Source organism: Alloactinosynnema sp. L-07 (assembly GCF_900070365.1).
Taxonomy (GTDB): Bacteria; Actinomycetota; Actinomycetes; order Mycobacteriales; family Pseudonocardiaceae; genus Actinokineospora.
Genome location: NZ_LN850107.1, coordinates 6,428,218 through 6,443,674, shown reverse-complemented (window position 1 = coordinate 6,443,674; position 15,457 = coordinate 6,428,218). Strand labels below are relative to the sequence as shown.

General features: G+C 67.6%; 15 protein-coding genes. 8 read left to right on the top strand and 7 right to left on the bottom strand.

The genetic code is table 11. The annotated features are described in order from the left end of the window. Window positions 1-121: 121 nt before the first annotated feature. Complete coding sequence (sepH, locus tag BN1701_RS29450; protein ID WP_054054210.1) at window positions 122-1,165, top strand: septation protein SepH; 1,044 nt, start codon at window positions 122-124, stop codon at window positions 1,163-1,165. Window positions 1,166-1,215: 50 nt separating this feature from the next. Here sepH and BN1701_RS29445 read toward each other — a convergent pair whose 3' ends face one another. After that, the gene (locus tag BN1701_RS29445) at window positions 1,216-1,458 is read right to left on the bottom strand and encodes a hypothetical protein (protein ID WP_231949752.1); all 243 of its coding nucleotides are present in this window, start codon (window positions 1,456-1,458) and stop codon (window positions 1,216-1,218) included. A gap of 248 nt (window positions 1,459-1,706) precedes the next feature. Between BN1701_RS29445 and BN1701_RS29440 the strand changes: the two genes are divergently transcribed. Together BN1701_RS29440 and BN1701_RS29435 are read left to right on the top strand one after the other, a co-directional pair. After that, window positions 1,707-3,470, top strand: coding sequence for an ABC transporter ATP-binding protein (locus BN1701_RS29440; protein WP_082860138.1), 1,764 nt, complete (start codon window positions 1,707-1,709; stop codon window positions 3,468-3,470). After that, window positions 3,467-5,344, top strand: a complete 1,878-nt coding sequence (locus BN1701_RS29435; RefSeq protein ID WP_054054207.1) for an ABC transporter ATP-binding protein — start codon at window positions 3,467-3,469, stop codon at window positions 5,342-5,344. The genes BN1701_RS29440 and BN1701_RS29435 overlap by 4 nt, the downstream gene beginning before the upstream one ends. A 230-nt stretch (window positions 5,345-5,574) precedes the next feature. Here BN1701_RS29435 and BN1701_RS29430 read toward each other — a convergent pair whose 3' ends face one another. From BN1701_RS29430 to BN1701_RS29415, 4 genes are read right to left on the bottom strand one after another with little or no spacing between them, the layout of a single operon-like run. Further along, on the bottom strand, window positions 5,575-6,396 hold the full coding sequence (locus BN1701_RS29430) for a class I SAM-dependent methyltransferase (protein ID WP_054054205.1): 822 nt from the start codon (window positions 6,394-6,396) through the stop codon (window positions 5,575-5,577). Then, window positions 6,396-6,809: a glyoxalase superfamily protein gene (locus BN1701_RS29425; protein ID WP_054054203.1), complete on the bottom strand. Its 414-nt coding sequence runs from the start codon at window positions 6,807-6,809 to the stop codon at window positions 6,396-6,398. The genes BN1701_RS29430 and BN1701_RS29425 overlap by 1 nt, the downstream gene beginning before the upstream one ends. 9 nt (window positions 6,810-6,818) lie before the next feature. Then, entirely contained in the window at window positions 6,819-7,412 is a 594-nt protein-coding gene (locus BN1701_RS29420) for a DUF2537 domain-containing protein (protein ID WP_054054201.1), read from the bottom strand. Beyond that, window positions 7,390-8,220, bottom strand: coding sequence for an RNA methyltransferase (locus BN1701_RS29415; protein WP_054056229.1), 831 nt, complete (start codon window positions 8,218-8,220; stop codon window positions 7,390-7,392). The genes BN1701_RS29420 and BN1701_RS29415 overlap by 23 nt, the downstream gene beginning before the upstream one ends. 177 nt (window positions 8,221-8,397) lie before the next feature. Between BN1701_RS29415 and BN1701_RS29410 the strand changes: the two genes are divergently transcribed. After that, window positions 8,398-9,894: a glutamate--cysteine ligase gene (locus BN1701_RS29410; RefSeq protein ID WP_054054199.1), complete on the top strand. Its 1,497-nt coding sequence runs from the start codon at window positions 8,398-8,400 to the stop codon at window positions 9,892-9,894. Window positions 9,895-9,983: 89 nt separating this feature from the next. Beyond that, complete coding sequence (locus BN1701_RS29405; RefSeq protein ID WP_054054197.1) at window positions 9,984-10,613, top strand: superoxide dismutase; 630 nt, start codon at window positions 9,984-9,986, stop codon at window positions 10,611-10,613. Window positions 10,614-10,761: 148 nt separating this feature from the next. On the opposite strand, the gene BN1701_RS29400 is transcribed toward BN1701_RS29405, so the two are convergent. Both BN1701_RS29400 and BN1701_RS29395 read right to left on the bottom strand, forming a co-directional pair. Then, on the bottom strand, window positions 10,762-12,033 hold the full coding sequence (locus tag BN1701_RS29400) for an MFS transporter (RefSeq protein ID WP_054054195.1): 1,272 nt from the start codon (window positions 12,031-12,033) through the stop codon (window positions 10,762-10,764). A 119-nt stretch (window positions 12,034-12,152) separates the two neighbouring features. Then, the gene (locus BN1701_RS29395) at window positions 12,153-12,599 is read right to left on the bottom strand and encodes a MarR family winged helix-turn-helix transcriptional regulator (protein WP_054054193.1); all 447 of its coding nucleotides are present in this window, start codon (window positions 12,597-12,599) and stop codon (window positions 12,153-12,155) included. 110 nt (window positions 12,600-12,709) lie between these two features. Between BN1701_RS29395 and BN1701_RS29390 the strand changes: the two genes are divergently transcribed. From BN1701_RS29390 to BN1701_RS29380, 3 genes are read left to right on the top strand one after another with little or no spacing between them, the layout of a single operon-like run. Further along, on the top strand, window positions 12,710-12,967 hold the full coding sequence (locus tag BN1701_RS29390) for a DUF2530 domain-containing protein (RefSeq protein WP_231949751.1): 258 nt from the start codon (window positions 12,710-12,712) through the stop codon (window positions 12,965-12,967). Between the two features lie 56 nt (window positions 12,968-13,023). Then, window positions 13,024-14,700 carry an N-6 DNA methylase gene (locus BN1701_RS29385; RefSeq protein WP_054054190.1) on the top strand — a complete coding sequence of 559 codons (1,677 nt, stop codon included), beginning with the start codon at window positions 13,024-13,026 and terminating at the stop codon, window positions 14,698-14,700. 18 nt (window positions 14,701-14,718) lie between these two features. Further along, window positions 14,719-15,444 carry a PaeR7I family type II restriction endonuclease gene (locus BN1701_RS29380; RefSeq protein ID WP_054054189.1) on the top strand — a complete coding sequence of 242 codons (726 nt, stop codon included), beginning with the start codon at window positions 14,719-14,721 and terminating at the stop codon, window positions 15,442-15,444. Window positions 15,445-15,457 lie beyond the last annotated feature (13 nt).

Here is a 15,457-nt window from a genome sequence, read left to right as displayed (position 1 = left end):
ACGGCAAGATCACGAGGGATATCCCCCGTGGGTCCGGCGCGCCTCGCTCGTCAAGGCGACTCGCCGATCTACCGTGGGACGCTGGCGAGTGAAGTCTGCTCAGATCGTATGGAGGTGCACGATGCGCGCGCTGCGGGTCGTCGGGCTCGGGGATGACGGCAAGACCGTCATCTGCGAGGACCTGGCGCGTGGCGAGCGTTTCACCCTTCCCGCGGACGAACGGCTGCGTGCGGCCGCTCGAGGAGACGTCACCCGACTCGGCCAGATCGAAATCGAGCTGGAGAGCCAGATGCGTCCTCGTGAGATCCAGACCCGTATCCGCGCCGGAGAGTCCGTGGAGCAAGTCGCCGAGGCGGCGGGCATCCCGGCCCACAAGGTCGAGCGCTTCGCCTACCCCGTGTTACTGGAGCGCTCCCGCACCGCCGATCTCGCCCAGCGCGCTCACCCGCTGCGCGAGGACGGGCCGGACCTGCAGACCCTCGGCGAGGTGGTCGCCCACGCCTTCGGCCTGCGCGGCCAGGACTACGCCGCCGCCAACTGGGATTCCTGGCGCGGCGAGGACGGCAAGTGGGTGGTCGAGCTGGCCTGGACCGCGGGCCGCTCGCTGAACCGCGCCCACTGGTCGTTCCACCCCGGCGCCCACGGCGGCACCGTCGGCGCGCTGGACGATCACGCCCGCGATCTCCTGGACCCCCAGCCCAACCGCCCCCTGCGCACGGTGCGCCCGGTGACGGAGCTGGCCCAGGCGGCGCTCAACCTGGACACCACCGCGATCGAGGCGATCGAGGTGGTGGACACCGTCGAGCCCGCGATCACGCCCCCTCCGGCTCCGGCCACGCCCGCACCTCCGGTCGTCCCGGCGGCACAGGCGGCCGCACCGGCGCCGGACCGGGACTTCGTGGAGGACTTCGAGCTCGCGCCGGAGCCCACCGCCCCGGCCGAGGCGGTGGCCGATGTCATCGACGAGCCCGAGCAGCCCGCCGCGGTCGTCGAGTTCCCCGACGAGGAACCCGACCCACGCGAACGGGACGAACCGGACGCGCTGATCGACGAACCGGCTCGCAAGGCCGAACCGCCTCGACGCCCGAAGCCAAGCAAGAAGGGCAGGCCGATCGTCCCGTCGTGGGAAGACGTCCTCCTGGGCACCCGGTCAAACCGGGGATAACGCACACGGAACCTCCCGGCGGCGCTGACGAGCGCTGACCGGGAGGTTTTCTAGCGGGTGGTGGTCGGGACCTGGTCGAGCAGGTGCAGGTCCCAGCCCTCCCGCTCACACCAGTCCTCCGCCGCCTCCCGGCTCAGCCACACCGCCGAGGACGGCCGCTCCCGCCCCAGCCGGGTCCACCCGTCCGGCGCCAGCACGTGCACGACGCCGTCGCGCAGCGCCAGCAGGCGGCCCTCGGTGAACGCCATGCTCGCCTCCGTGCGAAGGAAGCGGACCGGTTCCGGTCGAGTCATGCGCCCATCAAAGCACCCGTCGGGAAATTCGGATGACCGAGTCACCCGCCCTGGCTACCGTCGACAAGTGGGTACGACCGGAAGTTCGTCGGGGGTATCGGCGGATCCAGGTTTCCGCTGGGCGTGCGGACGGAAGGTCCTCGTACTGGTTGTCCGTGGGCCTTTCGGCCGTGCGGCCAGCGGGAAGCTGGGCCGTCGAGACCCTCGGCGAACTTCCGGCCGTGCCCACCAGACGACAGGGGGCGAGCATGGACGACGCACCGGGCACCCGGATCACAATCCTGCGCAGGCTCGCCCCATACCTCAAGCCGGTCCGCGCGCGGATAATCGGCTCCGGCTCGGCCGTGCTCGGCTCGATGGCGTGCGGCCTGGCCATCCCGCTGATCATCCAGCAGATCCTCGACGGCCCGGTCGCCGCGAAGGACACCGGCCCGCTGCCCTGGCTGGTCCTGGCCATCGCCGCGCTCGGCGCCACCGAGGCGATCTTGTTCTACGTGCGGCGCAGGCTCATCTCGCGGCCCAGCACCCAGGTCGAGGCGGCCATGCGCGCCGACCTGTACCAGCATCTGCAGCGGCTGCCGATCGCCTTCCACGACCGGTGGCAGTCCGGTCAGCTGCTCTCCCGCGCGGTGTCGGACCTGTCGACGCTGCGGCGGTTCATCGCCTTCGCCGGGATCTTCCTGATCGTCAACACCCTGACGCTCGTCGGCGGGCTCGTCGTGCTGTTCATCCTCTCGCCGACACTGGGTCTGATCACCTTGATCTGCACCGCTCCGTTGGTGCTGATCTCGACGCTCTACGAATCGAAGTACTCAGGGCTCTCGCGGCGGTCACAGGACCAGGCGGGCGACCTGGCGACCAGGGTCGAGGAGTCCGTGCTCGGCATCCGCGTGCTCAAGGCCTTCGGGCGCGGTCCGCACCTGGCCAAGCGGTTCGCCGCCGAGGCCGCCGAGCTGCGCACCACCGAGCTGCGCAAGATCCGCGTGCTGGCGCTGCTGTGGGGCGCGATCATCCTGCTGCCCGAGCTGGGCATCGCCGCGCAGCTGCTGTTCGGCGCACGCGGCCTGGTCGACGGATCGATGACCGTCGGCACGCTCGTCGCCGGGATCACCGTGGCCACCTACCTGCGCTGGCCGACGGACTCGATCGGCTGGCTGCTCGCCGAGACCAACCACGCCGCGACCGCGTGCGAGCGCTACTGGGAGGTCCGCGACGCCGAGGTCACCATCACCGACCCGCCGGACCCGCGCCCGCTGCCCGCCGACGGCGTCGGCAGGCTGCGGTTCGACGGCGTGCACTTCCGCTACCCCGGCGCCGACCACGCGGTGCTGCGCGGGGTCGACCTCGACGTGGCGCCGGGTGAGACGGTGGCGCTGGTCGGCCCGACCGGCTCGGGCAAGACCACGCTGACCGCGCTGGTCCCCCGGCTGGCCGACGTCACCGAGGGCCGGGTGACCGTCGACGGCGTCGACGTGCGGGAGGTCGCGCTGGCCGAGCTGCGGACCGTGGTGGCGATGGCGTTCGAGGAGCCGGTGCTGTTCTCCGCCAGCGTTCGGGAGAACGTGGCGCTGGGCGCCGACGACGTCACCGACGAGGACGTCCGGGTGGCGCTGCGGATCGCGCAGGCCGAGGACTTCGTCGACAAGCTCCCGTGGGGCCTCGACACCCGCATCGGCGAGCAGGGCCTGTCGCTGTCCGGCGGCCAGCGACAGCGGCTCGCGCTGGCCCGCGCGGTCGTGGGCAGGCCGCAGGTTCTGGTGCTCGACGACCCGCTGTCCGCGCTCGACGTGCACACCGAGGCCGAGGTCGAACACGCGCTGCGCAGCGTCCTGTCCGGGGTGACCGCGCTGGTCGTGGCCCACCGGCCGAGCACCGTGCAGCTCGCCGACCGGGTCGCGCTGCTCGACGGCGGCCGGATCGTCGCGGTCGGCACGCACACCGAGCTGTTGGCCACCAACCCCGACTACCGCGCTTTGCTGTCCACAATGGACCGCGAGGAGGTGAGAACGTGAGTACCGTCCAGGACGCTTCCGACCATTCGAAGGACCGCGTGGAGAACCCGCGCGAGGCCGAGGCGTGGCGCGGGGTGGCCGCCGAGGACACCGAGGAGGTCGCGCACGCGGTCGGACTCAAACTCAAAGCGCGCTCCCGCAAGCTGCTCGGCTCGCTGATCCGCCCGCACTTGTGGCCCGCGCTGCTCGCGCTGCTGTTCGTGGTGGCCGACAACGCCGCCACGCTGGCGGGCCCGCTGATCATCGCCATCGCGATCGACTCGGGCATCCCGGCCGCGATCGCAGGCGACGCGTCGATCATCACCTGGTGCGTCACGGGCTACATCGGCACGGCGGTCGGCTCGTCGGGGCTGCGGTACCTGTTCCTGCGCCTGTCCGGCCGGATCGGCCAGGACGTGCTGCTCGACCTGCGGCTGCGGATCTTCCGGCACGCGCAGAAGCTGTCGCTGGGCTTCCACGAGTCGTACACCTCCGGCAAGGTCATCTCCCGGATGACCAGCGACGTCGACTCGCTCGACGACCTGCTGGAGGACGGCCTGGACAACCTGCTGTCTGCGGTGCTGTCGGTCACCGGGATCGCGGTCCTGCTGCTCGTGCTCGACCTGCCGATGGCACTGTTCGTGCTGGTCGGGTTCGTGCCGCTGCTGCTGGTGACGAGGTGGTTCTACCGGACGTCCGGCCAGGCCTACCGCAACACCCGCGGCGCCATCGCCAAGATCATCGTCCAGTTCATCGAGTCGATGAACGGCATCCGCGCGGTCCAGACCTTCCGCCGCGAGACCCGCAACGAGTCCATTATGGACGAACTGAACGACAGCTTCCGCGAGGCCAACCGCCAGGCCCTCAACGTCGTCGCCCGCTTCACCATGACCGTCCGCCTGGTCGGCAACCTGTCCCTGGCCGTCATCCTCTTCATCGGCGCGTGGCGGGTGGCTGACGGCGGGTTGGAACTGGGCGTGCTGACCGCGTTCACGTTGTACCTGCGCCGCTTCTATGACCCTCTCGATGATCTCGCGATGGTGGCCAACTCGTACACGTCGGCGACGGCCGCGTTGGAGAAGATTTCCGGCCTGCTGGAAGAGGAACCGGACGTCGTCGACCCTACCCAGCCCCGCCCGCTGCCCCCGCACGTCGCAGGCCGCGCCATCGACTTCACCGGCGTCGAGTTCCGGTACTCGGCCGACGGACCGGTCGTGCTGCCCGCGTTCGACCTGTCCATCCCGGCGGGTCAGACGGTCGCCCTGGTCGGCGCGACCGGCGCGGGCAAGTCCACGATCGCCAAACTCGTCGCCCGGTTCTACGATCCGAGCGCGGGAGCAGTGACACTGGACGGCGTCGACATTCGCTCGGTGTCCGATGTGGACTTGCGGCGGTCGGTGGTGATGGTGACCCAGGAGAACTTCCTGTTCGCGGGGTCGGTCGCCGACAACATCGCACTCGGGCGCCCGGACGCTTCTCGCGCTGAGGTCGAGGCCGCTGCGACTGCCGTCGGGGCGAATTCGTTCATTACGGCGCTGCCGGAGGGGTATGACACGGACGTCCGTAAGCGGGGCGGTCGACTGTCCGCCGGGCAACGGCAGTTGGTCGCTTTCGCGCGGGCGTTTCTGGCGGATCCGGCGGTGTTGGTGTTGGACGAGGCGACGTCGAGTTTGGACGTGCCGACGGAGCGTGCTGTTCAGTCGGCGCTGGTTTCGGTGTTGGCCGATCGGACTGCGTTGATCATCGCGCATCGGCTGTCGACTGTGTTGATCGCTGATCGGGTTTTGGTGGTTGATGATGGGTGCGTCGTTGAGGATGGGACGCCTGTGGAGTTGATCGCGGGTTCTGGTCGGTTTGCGGACCTTCATACTGCTTGGCGGGACTCGTTGGCCTGATGGGCCTTCTTGGTTGGTGGGTGCCTGTTTGGGTGGTTCGCCTTGATTTGGGGACCCCTAGAAATGGGCCTGTGCGGGTCAAAAGGCGAGCTCAAGGAACCTCACCCGCACCGCGATTTTAGGCCCATTTCCCCCAAATCAAGGCGAACCACCCAAACAGGCCGCTGCGTTCTTGACGTCCGGTTGCATAGGAGGGCTGCTGAGTCCCGCCCGTCCCGCCCCTGCCCTTGTCAGGTTCGGTGGGCGTCGATCAGCCAGGCGGCGGAGTCGAAGTAGACGCCGTCTGGTGTCTCGTGGTTGGTCATCGCGGCCTGGAGGTTCTCGTGTGCTTGGGCGCGGGTTTCTTCGTCGAGTTTGTTCAGGTGCCAGGCGAATTGGCCGGAGATGAAGTCGAAGGCGTCCTTGGCGTCTTCGCCGAAGTACATCGGTTTGGTCAGGGCGGCTATGTGCACGTTGGTGAAACCGGCCGACGTCAACAATGTGCGCACCTGGTCCGGGTCCTTCAGCGAGCCAGGCGTCGCGGGTGTGGGCTTGGGTAGGGAGCCGAAGACCGCCTTGACGAACGTGCTGCTCCACTCGTTGCGTTCGAGGGCCTGCCAGGACAGCATGACCAGCCTGCCGCCGGGGCGCAGTGCGCGGGCGATGTTGGCGAACGCGGCGTCGGGGTCGCCGAAGAACATGGTGCCGTGGCGGCTGATGGCGGTGTCGAAGTGGGCTTCCGGGAAGGGGTGGACCTGGGCGTCGGCCTGCTGGAAGGTCGCGTTCGGGACGTCGGTCGACAAAGCGCGGGCGTGGGCGAGCATGGCCGAGGACAGATCCACGCCTAGGGCCGAGCCTGCTGAGGCGCGGTGGGCGGCGGCGCGGGTGGTTTGGCCCGAGCCGCAGCCGATGTCGAGGACGGTGTCGGTCGGGGTGATCGCGGCGGCGTCGAGGAAGTGGGGCTGGTAGGCGGCGACGCCGTCGTCGAAGCGGTCGGAGCGGGCGGTCCAGAACGCACCTTGGTCGCCGTCCCAGGCGTCGAGTTGGGCGGCGTTGGCCGGGTCGACCAGCATCAGGAGCGGGCCGTGATCTGCTGGACCGCCCAGCTGTTGCCGTCTGGGTCGTCGAAGAAGCAAAAGCCCTGGTTGTTGAGCTCGTCGTCCTCGGTGGCGAGGCGGAAGCCCTCAGGGCCCGCGACCTTGATCTCGCTCACCTCGACGCCGCGCGAGACCAGCTGCGCGTGGCCCGCGCGCAGGTCGCGCACCACCAGTTGGAGGCCCTTGATCGAACCGGGGGCCATGTCCCCCACGCCCTTGCCGATCACGATCGAGCAGCCCGACCCTGGCGGGGTGAGCTGCACGATGCGCATCTCCTCGCCGAAGCGGGAGTCGTGGTCGACGTCGAAACCGAGGCCGTCGACGTAGAACTGTTTGGCCCGGTCGACATCGGTGACCGGGACGACGACCACTTCCAGAGTCCAGTCCATCGACGTTCCTTACGCGAAGAGGATGAAGGGCAGGCTCACCCATCCAACCGCAATGCCCGCAGCGGTGCCGTACGCGAGCCAGCGCAGGGTCGGGGTGCCCCTGGCCAGCCACACCGACGGCAGCAGACCGGCGGTGATGACCACGTTCGACGCCACCCCCAGCAGCGGGCTCGTCTCCATCAGGGTCGCGGCCAGCGCGTTGATCGCCACCACGACGAAGACGAAGACAAACGCCGAGACGGCCAGCCCGGTGGACCAAGGCGTCGGCTCGGCGCGCTTGGGCGGCGGGGGTGGGGCCGGGCGTTCGATCTCGGGCGGCTCGATCAGCGAGACCTCGCCGGAGAGCGGGTCGATGTAGTTGATCGGCTGACCCATCGCGTCGGCGACGCGGGTCGCGAGCTGTCTGCCGCGCTGGGAGACCACGATCCCGGCCGACTCGTCCGCGGTGTCGCTGCGGCGCACGGCGCCCACGACCTTGGCCCACTCGTGCAGTGCGTCGGACAGGTCGGCGCCCAGCGCGAGGCTGTGCGGGTCGACCTCCCGCTCCGCGGCGCCGTCGTGCCCCACGAGCACCGCGCGCTCATCCCTGGCGTGCAGTTCCACCGGTGTCCCCTTCGCCTAATGCGTAAAAGGCGACCGCCCCCGCGGTGGCCACGTTGAGCGAGTCGACCCCGCCCGCCATCGGGATGCGCACCGCCGCGTCCGCCGCCGCGATGGCCTCCTCGGTCAGTCCCGGGCCCTCCGAGCCCAGCAGCACCGCCACCCGTTCGCCGGGTCGGACGGCCTCGGACAGCGGTACCGATCCGGGCGCCGGAGTGAGTGCGATGACCCGAAAACCACTGTCGCGCAACCATTTCAGCCCGTCCGGCCACGGTTCGATCGGCGCGAACGGCACCGCGAGCACGTGCCCCATCGACACCCGGACACTGCGCCGGTAGAGCGGATCGCTGCACCCCGGACCGAGCAGCACACCGCCGACGCCGAGCGCGGCCGCGTTGCGGAAAAGCGCACCCAGGTTCTCGTGGTCGCCGACGCCCTCCAGGACCGCCAGGGTCCGCGCGTTCGCGGTCAGTTCGGCGAGATCCGGCGGGGCCGCGCGGTCGGCGACGGCGAGCACGCCGCGGTTGAGGTGGAAGCCCACCGCCTCGGCCATGACCTCTGCGGTTGCGACGTAGGCGGGCGCGTCGAGCCCGTCGAGTTCGGGCCCAAGCGACTCGATCCGACGACGCACCCCGAGCAGCGCGCGCACCGGGTAGCGGGAGGCGAGCAGGCGCCGCACCACGACCACGCCCTCGGCGATCACCAGCCCGCGTCCGCCGGGCCGGTCCGGGCGGCGGTCGGCGGTCGTCAGGTCGCGGAAATCGTCGAGCCGGGGGTCCGACGGATCCGTCACCTCAATCACCTGCGCCACACCGCGCAGTTTCGCACGCTGCGGCGGCGCGTGAGCACCGACCGACACTGTTCGCTCAGCGTTACCTTGACATAACTCACGGCACCAATTTGGCCGCTAGCAAGGGAGTCGACGCTGTGAAACCGTTGTCCTCCCGCACGGTTGCCGGACGCCGATCCGGCCGGACGGGAGGGCGGCATGGGGCACAACGTGACTAGCGAGGCATTCAGCCGCGAGGACCGACAGCGATATCGCCAGAAGGTGCAGCGCTGCCTCGACGCACTGGAGCGCATGCTCACCGAGGGCGGTTTCGCGAAGTCCCCGCCGTGGATGGGCCTGGAGATCGAATTATGCCTGGTCGACGACAAGCTGCAGCCCGCGATGCTCAACGACACGGTGCTGGAGAAGATCGATGACCCCTGCTACACCACCGAACTTGGTCAGCAGAACCTGGAGCTAAACGTGCGTCCCCGGCCCCTGCGCGGCCGCCAGTCGGCCGACCTGGAGACCGAACTGCGCGAGTCGCTGACCGCGGCCGGGCACGCCGCCCAGGCCGCGGGGGCCACCCTGGTCATGATCGGCACCCTGCCGACGCTGCGCACGGAGCACTTCGAGTCGAGATGGCTCACGCACAACCCACGCTACCGCAAGCTCAACGACCAGATCTTCGCCGCGCGCGGCGAGGAGATGCTGCTCAACATGGAGGGCGCCCCCTTGCCGGGCCAGCGCCCGGAACGCCTGCGCAGCCTGCAGGACTCGATCCTCTCGGAGTCGGCGGGCACGTCGGCGCAACTGCACTTGCAGGTCCCCCCGGAGAACTTCGCCGCCAATTGGAACGCGGCACAGTGCCTGGCGGGCGTGCAGGTCGCGCTCGCGGCGAACTCGCCGTTCCTGCTGCGCAAGGCGTTGTGGCACGAGACCCGGATCCCCTTGTTCGAGCAGTCGACGGACACGAGGCCGCAGGAGCTGAAGAACCAGGGCGTGCGCCCAAGGGTGTGGTTCGGCGAGCGGTGGATCACGTCGATCTTCGACTTGTTCGAGGAGAATGTGCGCTACTTCCCCGGCCTGCTACCAGAAGTGGACGACGAGGACCCGTTCGAGGCCCTGGACTCCGGCCGGGCGCCGAAACTGGCCGAACTGCGGCTGCACAACGGCACGATCTGGCGCTGGAACCGCCCGGTCTACGACATCATGGACGATATTCCCCATCTGCGGGTGGAGAACCGGGTGCTCCCCACTGGTCCGACGATCATCGACCTGATGGCCAACGCGGCGTTCTTCTATGGCGCACAACGGGCCCTCACCAAGGAAGACCGTCCCGTGTGGACACAGATGTCGTTCCAGGCGGCGGAGGAGAACCTGTACTCGGGCGCCAGGCACGCTTTCGACGCACAGCTGTACTGGCCGGGCATCGGCTGGGTGCCGCCGGACGAGCTCGTCCTGCGCAGGCTGCTGCCCATGGCCCACGAGGGCCTGATCGACTGCGGCGTCTCCGACCAGTCCCGCGAGAAGTACCTCGGCGTGATCGAGCAGCGATGCCTGGCAAAGCGCACCGGCTCCACGTGGCAGCGGGCGACCGTGGCCCGACTGGAGGCCCGCGGCGTGGACCGCGACGCGGCCCTGGTGGCGATGCTGCGGGGCTATATAGAGCTGAGTGAGGCCGGGGAGCCGGTCCACACCTGGCCTGATTACTGAGACGTGGCCCGATTGGTGGGATGCCCGCGCGCCCTCGCACTGTTGCCAGTAAGTTGCAGTTAGAACTGACTGGCAACAAGCGAGGAGCCATGGCGCCCTACACCCTCCCCGATCTGGACTACGACTACGCCCAGCTGGAACCAGTGATCAGCGGCGAGATCAACGAGCTGCACCACAGCAAGCACCACGCCGCCTACGTCAAAGGCACCAACGACACCCTCGACAAGATCGCCGACGCCCGCGCCAAAGGCGACTTCGGCTTCATCGCGGGCCTGGAAGCCGCACTGGCGTTCAACCTGGCGGGCCACGCCCTGCACACCCAGTGGTGGAAGAACCTGAGCCCCGACGGTGGCGACAAACCGATCGGCGAGCTCGCCGCGGCCGTCGATGAGCACTTCGGGTCCTTCGACGGCCTGCGGGCCCAGCTCAACGCCGCGTCGGCGACCATCCAGGGCTCCGGCTGGGGCGTGCTGGCGTGGGACCCGCTGGGCGAGCGGCTGATCACCCAGCAGCTCAAGGACCATCACTCGAACCTGTCGATCTCCACCACGCCGCTGCTGGTGATCGACGTCTGGGAGCACGCGTACTACCTGCAGTACCGCAACCTGAAGACCGACTACATCGAGCGGCTGTGGGACATCGTGAACTGGGCTGACGTCAGCGCCCGGTTCGACGCCGCCCGCGCGGGTGTCAACGGCCTGCGCGCGCCCATGGCGTAACCCCCCAGGACTCGGCGGGGGCGCTCCGACAAGCTCGTCCGCCGAAAACAGCGAGGCCCCGCTCCGGACGCTTGGAGCGGGGCCTCGCCTGTTCCCGAACTGACTGCCACTCCCACCACGAAGCGACGTGACTTAGGTTAGCCTAACTTCACTTCACCGGCAAGCCTCGTCGGTCTCGACGCAGGATGTGTGACCGGCCCCACTTCGTGACCGGCAGTTTCACCCCGCCGCGCCGGATCAGGACCACTCCGCAGACCACCGCCGTCAGCGCGGCGACCGCCCCGCCGACATAGATCGGCGACCTCGGCCCCCACTCGGCCGCCATCCAGCCGACCATCGGCGCCCCGATCGGGTTTCCGCCAAGGAAGACCAGCATGTAGAGGCCCATCACCCGGCCGCGCATCTCCGGCGCGACGGCCAGCTGCACGGTCGAGTTCGCGGTGGTCATGAAGGTCATCAGGGCCACACCGACCGGCACCAGCGCGATGGCGAACGCGGTGTACGTCGGCATCAGCCCCACGGTGATCTCCAGCACGCCGAACGAGAAGGCCGCGCCGAGCAGCACCCGCGTTCGCGGCCTGCCGTTGCGGCTGCGCCGGGCCGCGAGGAGCGCGCCGCCCAGGGTCCCGATGGCCAGCGCGGTCGAGAGCAGCCCGTACCCGTCGGCGTCGCGCCCGAAGACCTTGGACGCGACCACCGCCAGCGTGACGAAGAACGTCATCCCGAACGTGCTGACGAAGAACACCAGGACCAGCACGACGATGATGTCGGGCCGTTTGCGCACGTAGCGAAGGCCCTCGACGAGCTGCCCCTTGCGCCGGGGGATCTTCGGCGACGGGTGCAGCTCGCCCGCCCGCATCAGCAGCAGCCCGACGACCACGGCCAGGGTCATCACCCCGTTGGCGATGAACAGCCAGCCCGTGCCGATCAGCACGATCATGATGCCCGCGACGGCGGGCCCGATCACCCGCGCCAGGTTGAAGCCGGTGGCGTTGAGCGCGACGGCGTTGGTGACCTGCGACCGACCGACGATCTCGGCGACGAACGACTGCCGGACCGGTACCTCGACGGCGAAGAACACCCCGACCGCGACACACAGCACATACACATGCCACAACTCGACCTGGCCGGTGATGTCGAGCACGCCCAGCGCCAGCGCGCACGACGCGAGGCCGATCTGCACGGCGATCAAGAGCTTGCGCTTGTCGAGCCGGTCGGCGAGCACCCCAGCCCACAGCGACAGCAGGATCGTCGGCGCGAACTGCAGAGCGGCGGCGATGCCCAGGGCGACGGGGTTGTGGTCGGTGAGGACCAGCACCAGCCAGTCCTGGGCGATGCGCTGCATCCACGTGCCCAGGTTGGACACCAGGTTGCCCGCCGCGTACGTCCGGTAGTTGCGCACACGCAGGGACGAGAACATGCCACCCTGGACCGGAGTGTCCGAAGTGGACTCACGGGACGGGGCGTGGTCAGGCCGCGAAGGCGGCGCGGGTAGTCGGTCGGACCGGTGTTCTCGGGTGCCACCCGCTTGCGCCTGCACTAGTTCGCGTTCCCTGCCATTCTGTCGATGATCTCGACGGCGCGAGCGAGGATCTCCCGCTCACGGTCGTCCAGTTCGGCCAGCCGCCGGTCCAGCCATGCCTCGCGGGCGGTGATGTCGGCGTCGATGTAAGTCCGACCGGCATCGGTGAGCGCCACGATCGCCTGCCTGCCGTCGCTGGGGTGCGGGCTACGGCTGAGGTAACCCAGCTCTTCCAGCGCGGCGATCACCCGCGTCATCGAGGGTGGCTGCACACCTTCCCTGGCGGCGAGCTCTCCGGGGGACAGCGGGCCGCTCTTGTAGAGACACGACAGTGCCGATAGCTGCGTCAACGTGATCGACGCGTTCGAACGCTGCGCGCGCAGCCTGCGGTTCAGCCGCACCACAGCCAGCCGCAACCGGCTGGTCAGCGCCCGTTCGGTCGATTCCGAACCCTCCGACGACACATTGTTAGCATACCTCACTAATCATCTTCACGCAGCTGTGATCTTGCGTCCCTGAACTAGTGGCGGTCTCGAAGCCCGCTCCACTCCGGCCGACGAGTAACCTCCGGACCGTGCCCGTACCCGACCAGCCCCTGCGTCCCCCGCCGCCGCTTCCCGCGCGGCTGCTGGCGCTGGCGCCCATCGTCTACGTCGGCACCGGGGTGTGGGTCCTGGCCGGAGTCGTCCTGCTGGTGGCGGACACGATTCCCCGGGTCTGGCTCTGGACGTCGGTGTCGGGAGCCACGCTGGGCATCCTCGGCATCCTGCTCATCCTCTGGCAACGCCGAGCCGCGCGGCGCGGGTCCAAGGGCGCCCAGAAGGTCAGCTAGGCGACACGGGGCCGACCTGAAGGCGCACAGGCGTTCGAACGCCGTAAGGTGTCAAGGTGCCGCAGATCCAAGCTCAGCAGTCGCCCCGGGTCACCCACGGTGAGGTATTCACTCGACGCTGGATCGTGGAAGCGATCTTGGATCTGGTCGGGTACACCCCTGACCGCGACCTGTCGTCACTCAGGCTGATTGAGCCGTCCTGCGGAACTGGCGCATTCATCACACCCGTCGTGGACAGATTGATAGAGAGCTGGTCGGCACGGCATTCGGACGTCGGCGTGCTCACACACGCCATATCCGCGTATGACCTGCTCGAACACAACGTCAAGCACACTCGCGATCTTGTCGTCACTCGACTTATCGATGCGGGTATCGAGCCAGAGTCATCACATCGACTCGCGACCACATGGATCCAGCGAGGCGACTACCTCCTTGACGGGCCACGCGCCACCCTATTCGATCACGCCGATCAGGATCCAAGCGCAGACTTCATCGTCGGCAATCCTCCATATATTCGTCTCGAAGACATGCCAACAAAACTGTCGGCCGCGTATCGCGAGCGGTGGCCGACAATGTCAGGGCGAGCCGACGTCTATATAGGATTCTATGAGCGCGCCTTGCGATCACTGGCCCCAGAAGGTCGGCTCGCATTCATCTGTGCCGACAGGTGGATGCGCAATCAGTACGGCGGCGCTTTGAGGTCGCTCGTCGCGGCAGAGTTCAGCGTCGATGCCGTGTGGACGATGCACGACGTCGATGCATTTGAAACCACCGTATCGGCTTATCCAGCGATTACCATGATAAGCAGGCGACGCCAGGGCTGCGCAATCGTGGCCGACGCAGACTCCACATTTAATGCCAAGTCCGCAAGCCAGTTGACGAGGTGGATATTCGACGAAGATGTCGAATCCACCACAGGGCCGGGATTCCAAGCCCACCGACTCCCGCATTGGTTTGCCGGAGACGAGATGTGGCCTGCCGGATCACCCGAGCGAATCGCTTTGGTCGAGTATCTGAATGACAACTTCGAACCGCTCCACGATCCACGGCTGGGCACAAGGGTCAGCATCGGGATCGCCACCGGAGCCGACTCGGTCTACGTGACCGACGACCCCGAGATTGTCGAGAGGGACCGGCTGCTTCCGATAGCAATGGCCGGCGACACCAAATCTGGCCGGTTTACCTGGGGTGAGAACTATCTGGTAAACCCTTGGGAGGAAGACGGCACACTCGTTGACCTCAGCCGATACCCCAAGCTTCGCTCGTACTTTTTGCTCCATCGGGAAAAGCTGACCAGCAGGCACATCGCGAAGAAGAACCCACGTTCCTGGCACAAGACGATCGACAAAGTCAACCACGCACTGACCGCACGGCCGAAAATTCTCATCCAGGACATGCGAAACTCGATTAATCCCGTCCTGGATCTCGGCGGACACTATCCGCATCACAATCTCTATTACGTGGTGTCAGACGAGTGGGACATCGAAGTGCTCGGCGGGCTTCTTCTTTCGCGGGTAGCTCAGGCCTTCATCGAGGCCTACAGCGTCAGAATGCGCGGGAACACCCTGAGATTCCAGGCACAATACCTAAAGAAGATTCGCGTTCCGCACCCTGACTCCATCTCGCCTGAGACGAAAGACGCGCTCAGGTGTGCTTTCCTGGACCGCGATGCGGAGGCGGCCACCCAAGCAGCTCGGGTGGCGTATAAGATCGACTCAAGCGTACGACTGTGACGACTTGCGGGGGTACCGTTGTCCGTTACTCGGGCCGAGTTTGAGACGGCCATCGAGGCCTACTGGGGCGCCAAAGGTGCCCAACTCGAAATATCGAGAATCAAAGCCGCCGTCGGGGCCGGAACGGCAGGCTCGGTACGCGGCGGGAAACACTTCGACCCGATTGCCCTGCTGCTCGCCAAGTTTTTCCTCGATGCCGGCTATCCGACAGAGTCGATCAGGATCGAGGCAGGCCACGGACTTGAGCTCCCTGGATATTTTCGACCATCCAAAAGGTGGGATCTGGTCGTTGCCCATAAGGGAACCCTGGTCGCGGCGTTCGAGCTCAAAGCACTGGGCGGACCATCTTTTGGGAACAACTACAACAACCGGATGGAAGAGGCGCTCGGCACCGCGACTGACGCGCGTCACGCGATCATGGCGGATCTTTTCCCAGGCGAGGTTCCATGGCTTGGCTTCTTCCTCATCGTCGAGGACGACTTCCGCTCACGCCGACCGGTGAGTCTTGCAACCAAGGGCGCATTTCCCATGGATCCAGCGTGGGTTGGCCTTTCATACATGGAGCGCTCAGCATTGTCGTGCGATAGATTCGTCCGCGAGAAACTCTATGACGCGGTCTGCTGCATCGCCTCCTCGCCGGACGAGCCGATACCCGTGGAGTTCGATCAACGTCACAACTGGCTTCGGTTCCAGTCCGCGATCGAGGCTCGGATTACATACCTGAGCAAGCTTGGTCTGCCGTAGCCAGGACTGATCT

Coding starts and splice junctions, on each gene's coding strand:
- sepH (WP_054054210.1), top strand. CDS start 122: ATGCGCGCGCTGCGGGTCGTCGGGCTCGGGGATGACGGCAAGACCGTC.
- BN1701_RS29445 (WP_231949752.1), bottom strand. CDS start 1,458: ATGACTCGACCGGAACCGGTCCGCTTCCTTCGCACGGAGGCGAGCATG.
- BN1701_RS29440 (WP_082860138.1), top strand. CDS start 1,707: ATGGACGACGCACCGGGCACCCGGATCACAATCCTGCGCAGGCTCGCC.
- BN1701_RS29430 (WP_054054205.1), bottom strand. CDS start 6,396: ATGCTGGTCGACCCGGCCAACGCCGCCCAACTCGACGCCTGGGACGGC.
- BN1701_RS29425 (WP_054054203.1), bottom strand. CDS start 6,809: ATGGACTGGACTCTGGAAGTGGTCGTCGTCCCGGTCACCGATGTCGAC.
- BN1701_RS29410 (WP_054054199.1), top strand. CDS start 8,398: ATGGGGCACAACGTGACTAGCGAGGCATTCAGCCGCGAGGACCGACAG.
- BN1701_RS29405 (WP_054054197.1), top strand. CDS start 9,984: ATGGCGCCCTACACCCTCCCCGATCTGGACTACGACTACGCCCAGCTG.
- BN1701_RS29400 (WP_054054195.1), bottom strand. CDS start 12,033: ATGTTCTCGTCCCTGCGTGTGCGCAACTACCGGACGTACGCGGCGGGC.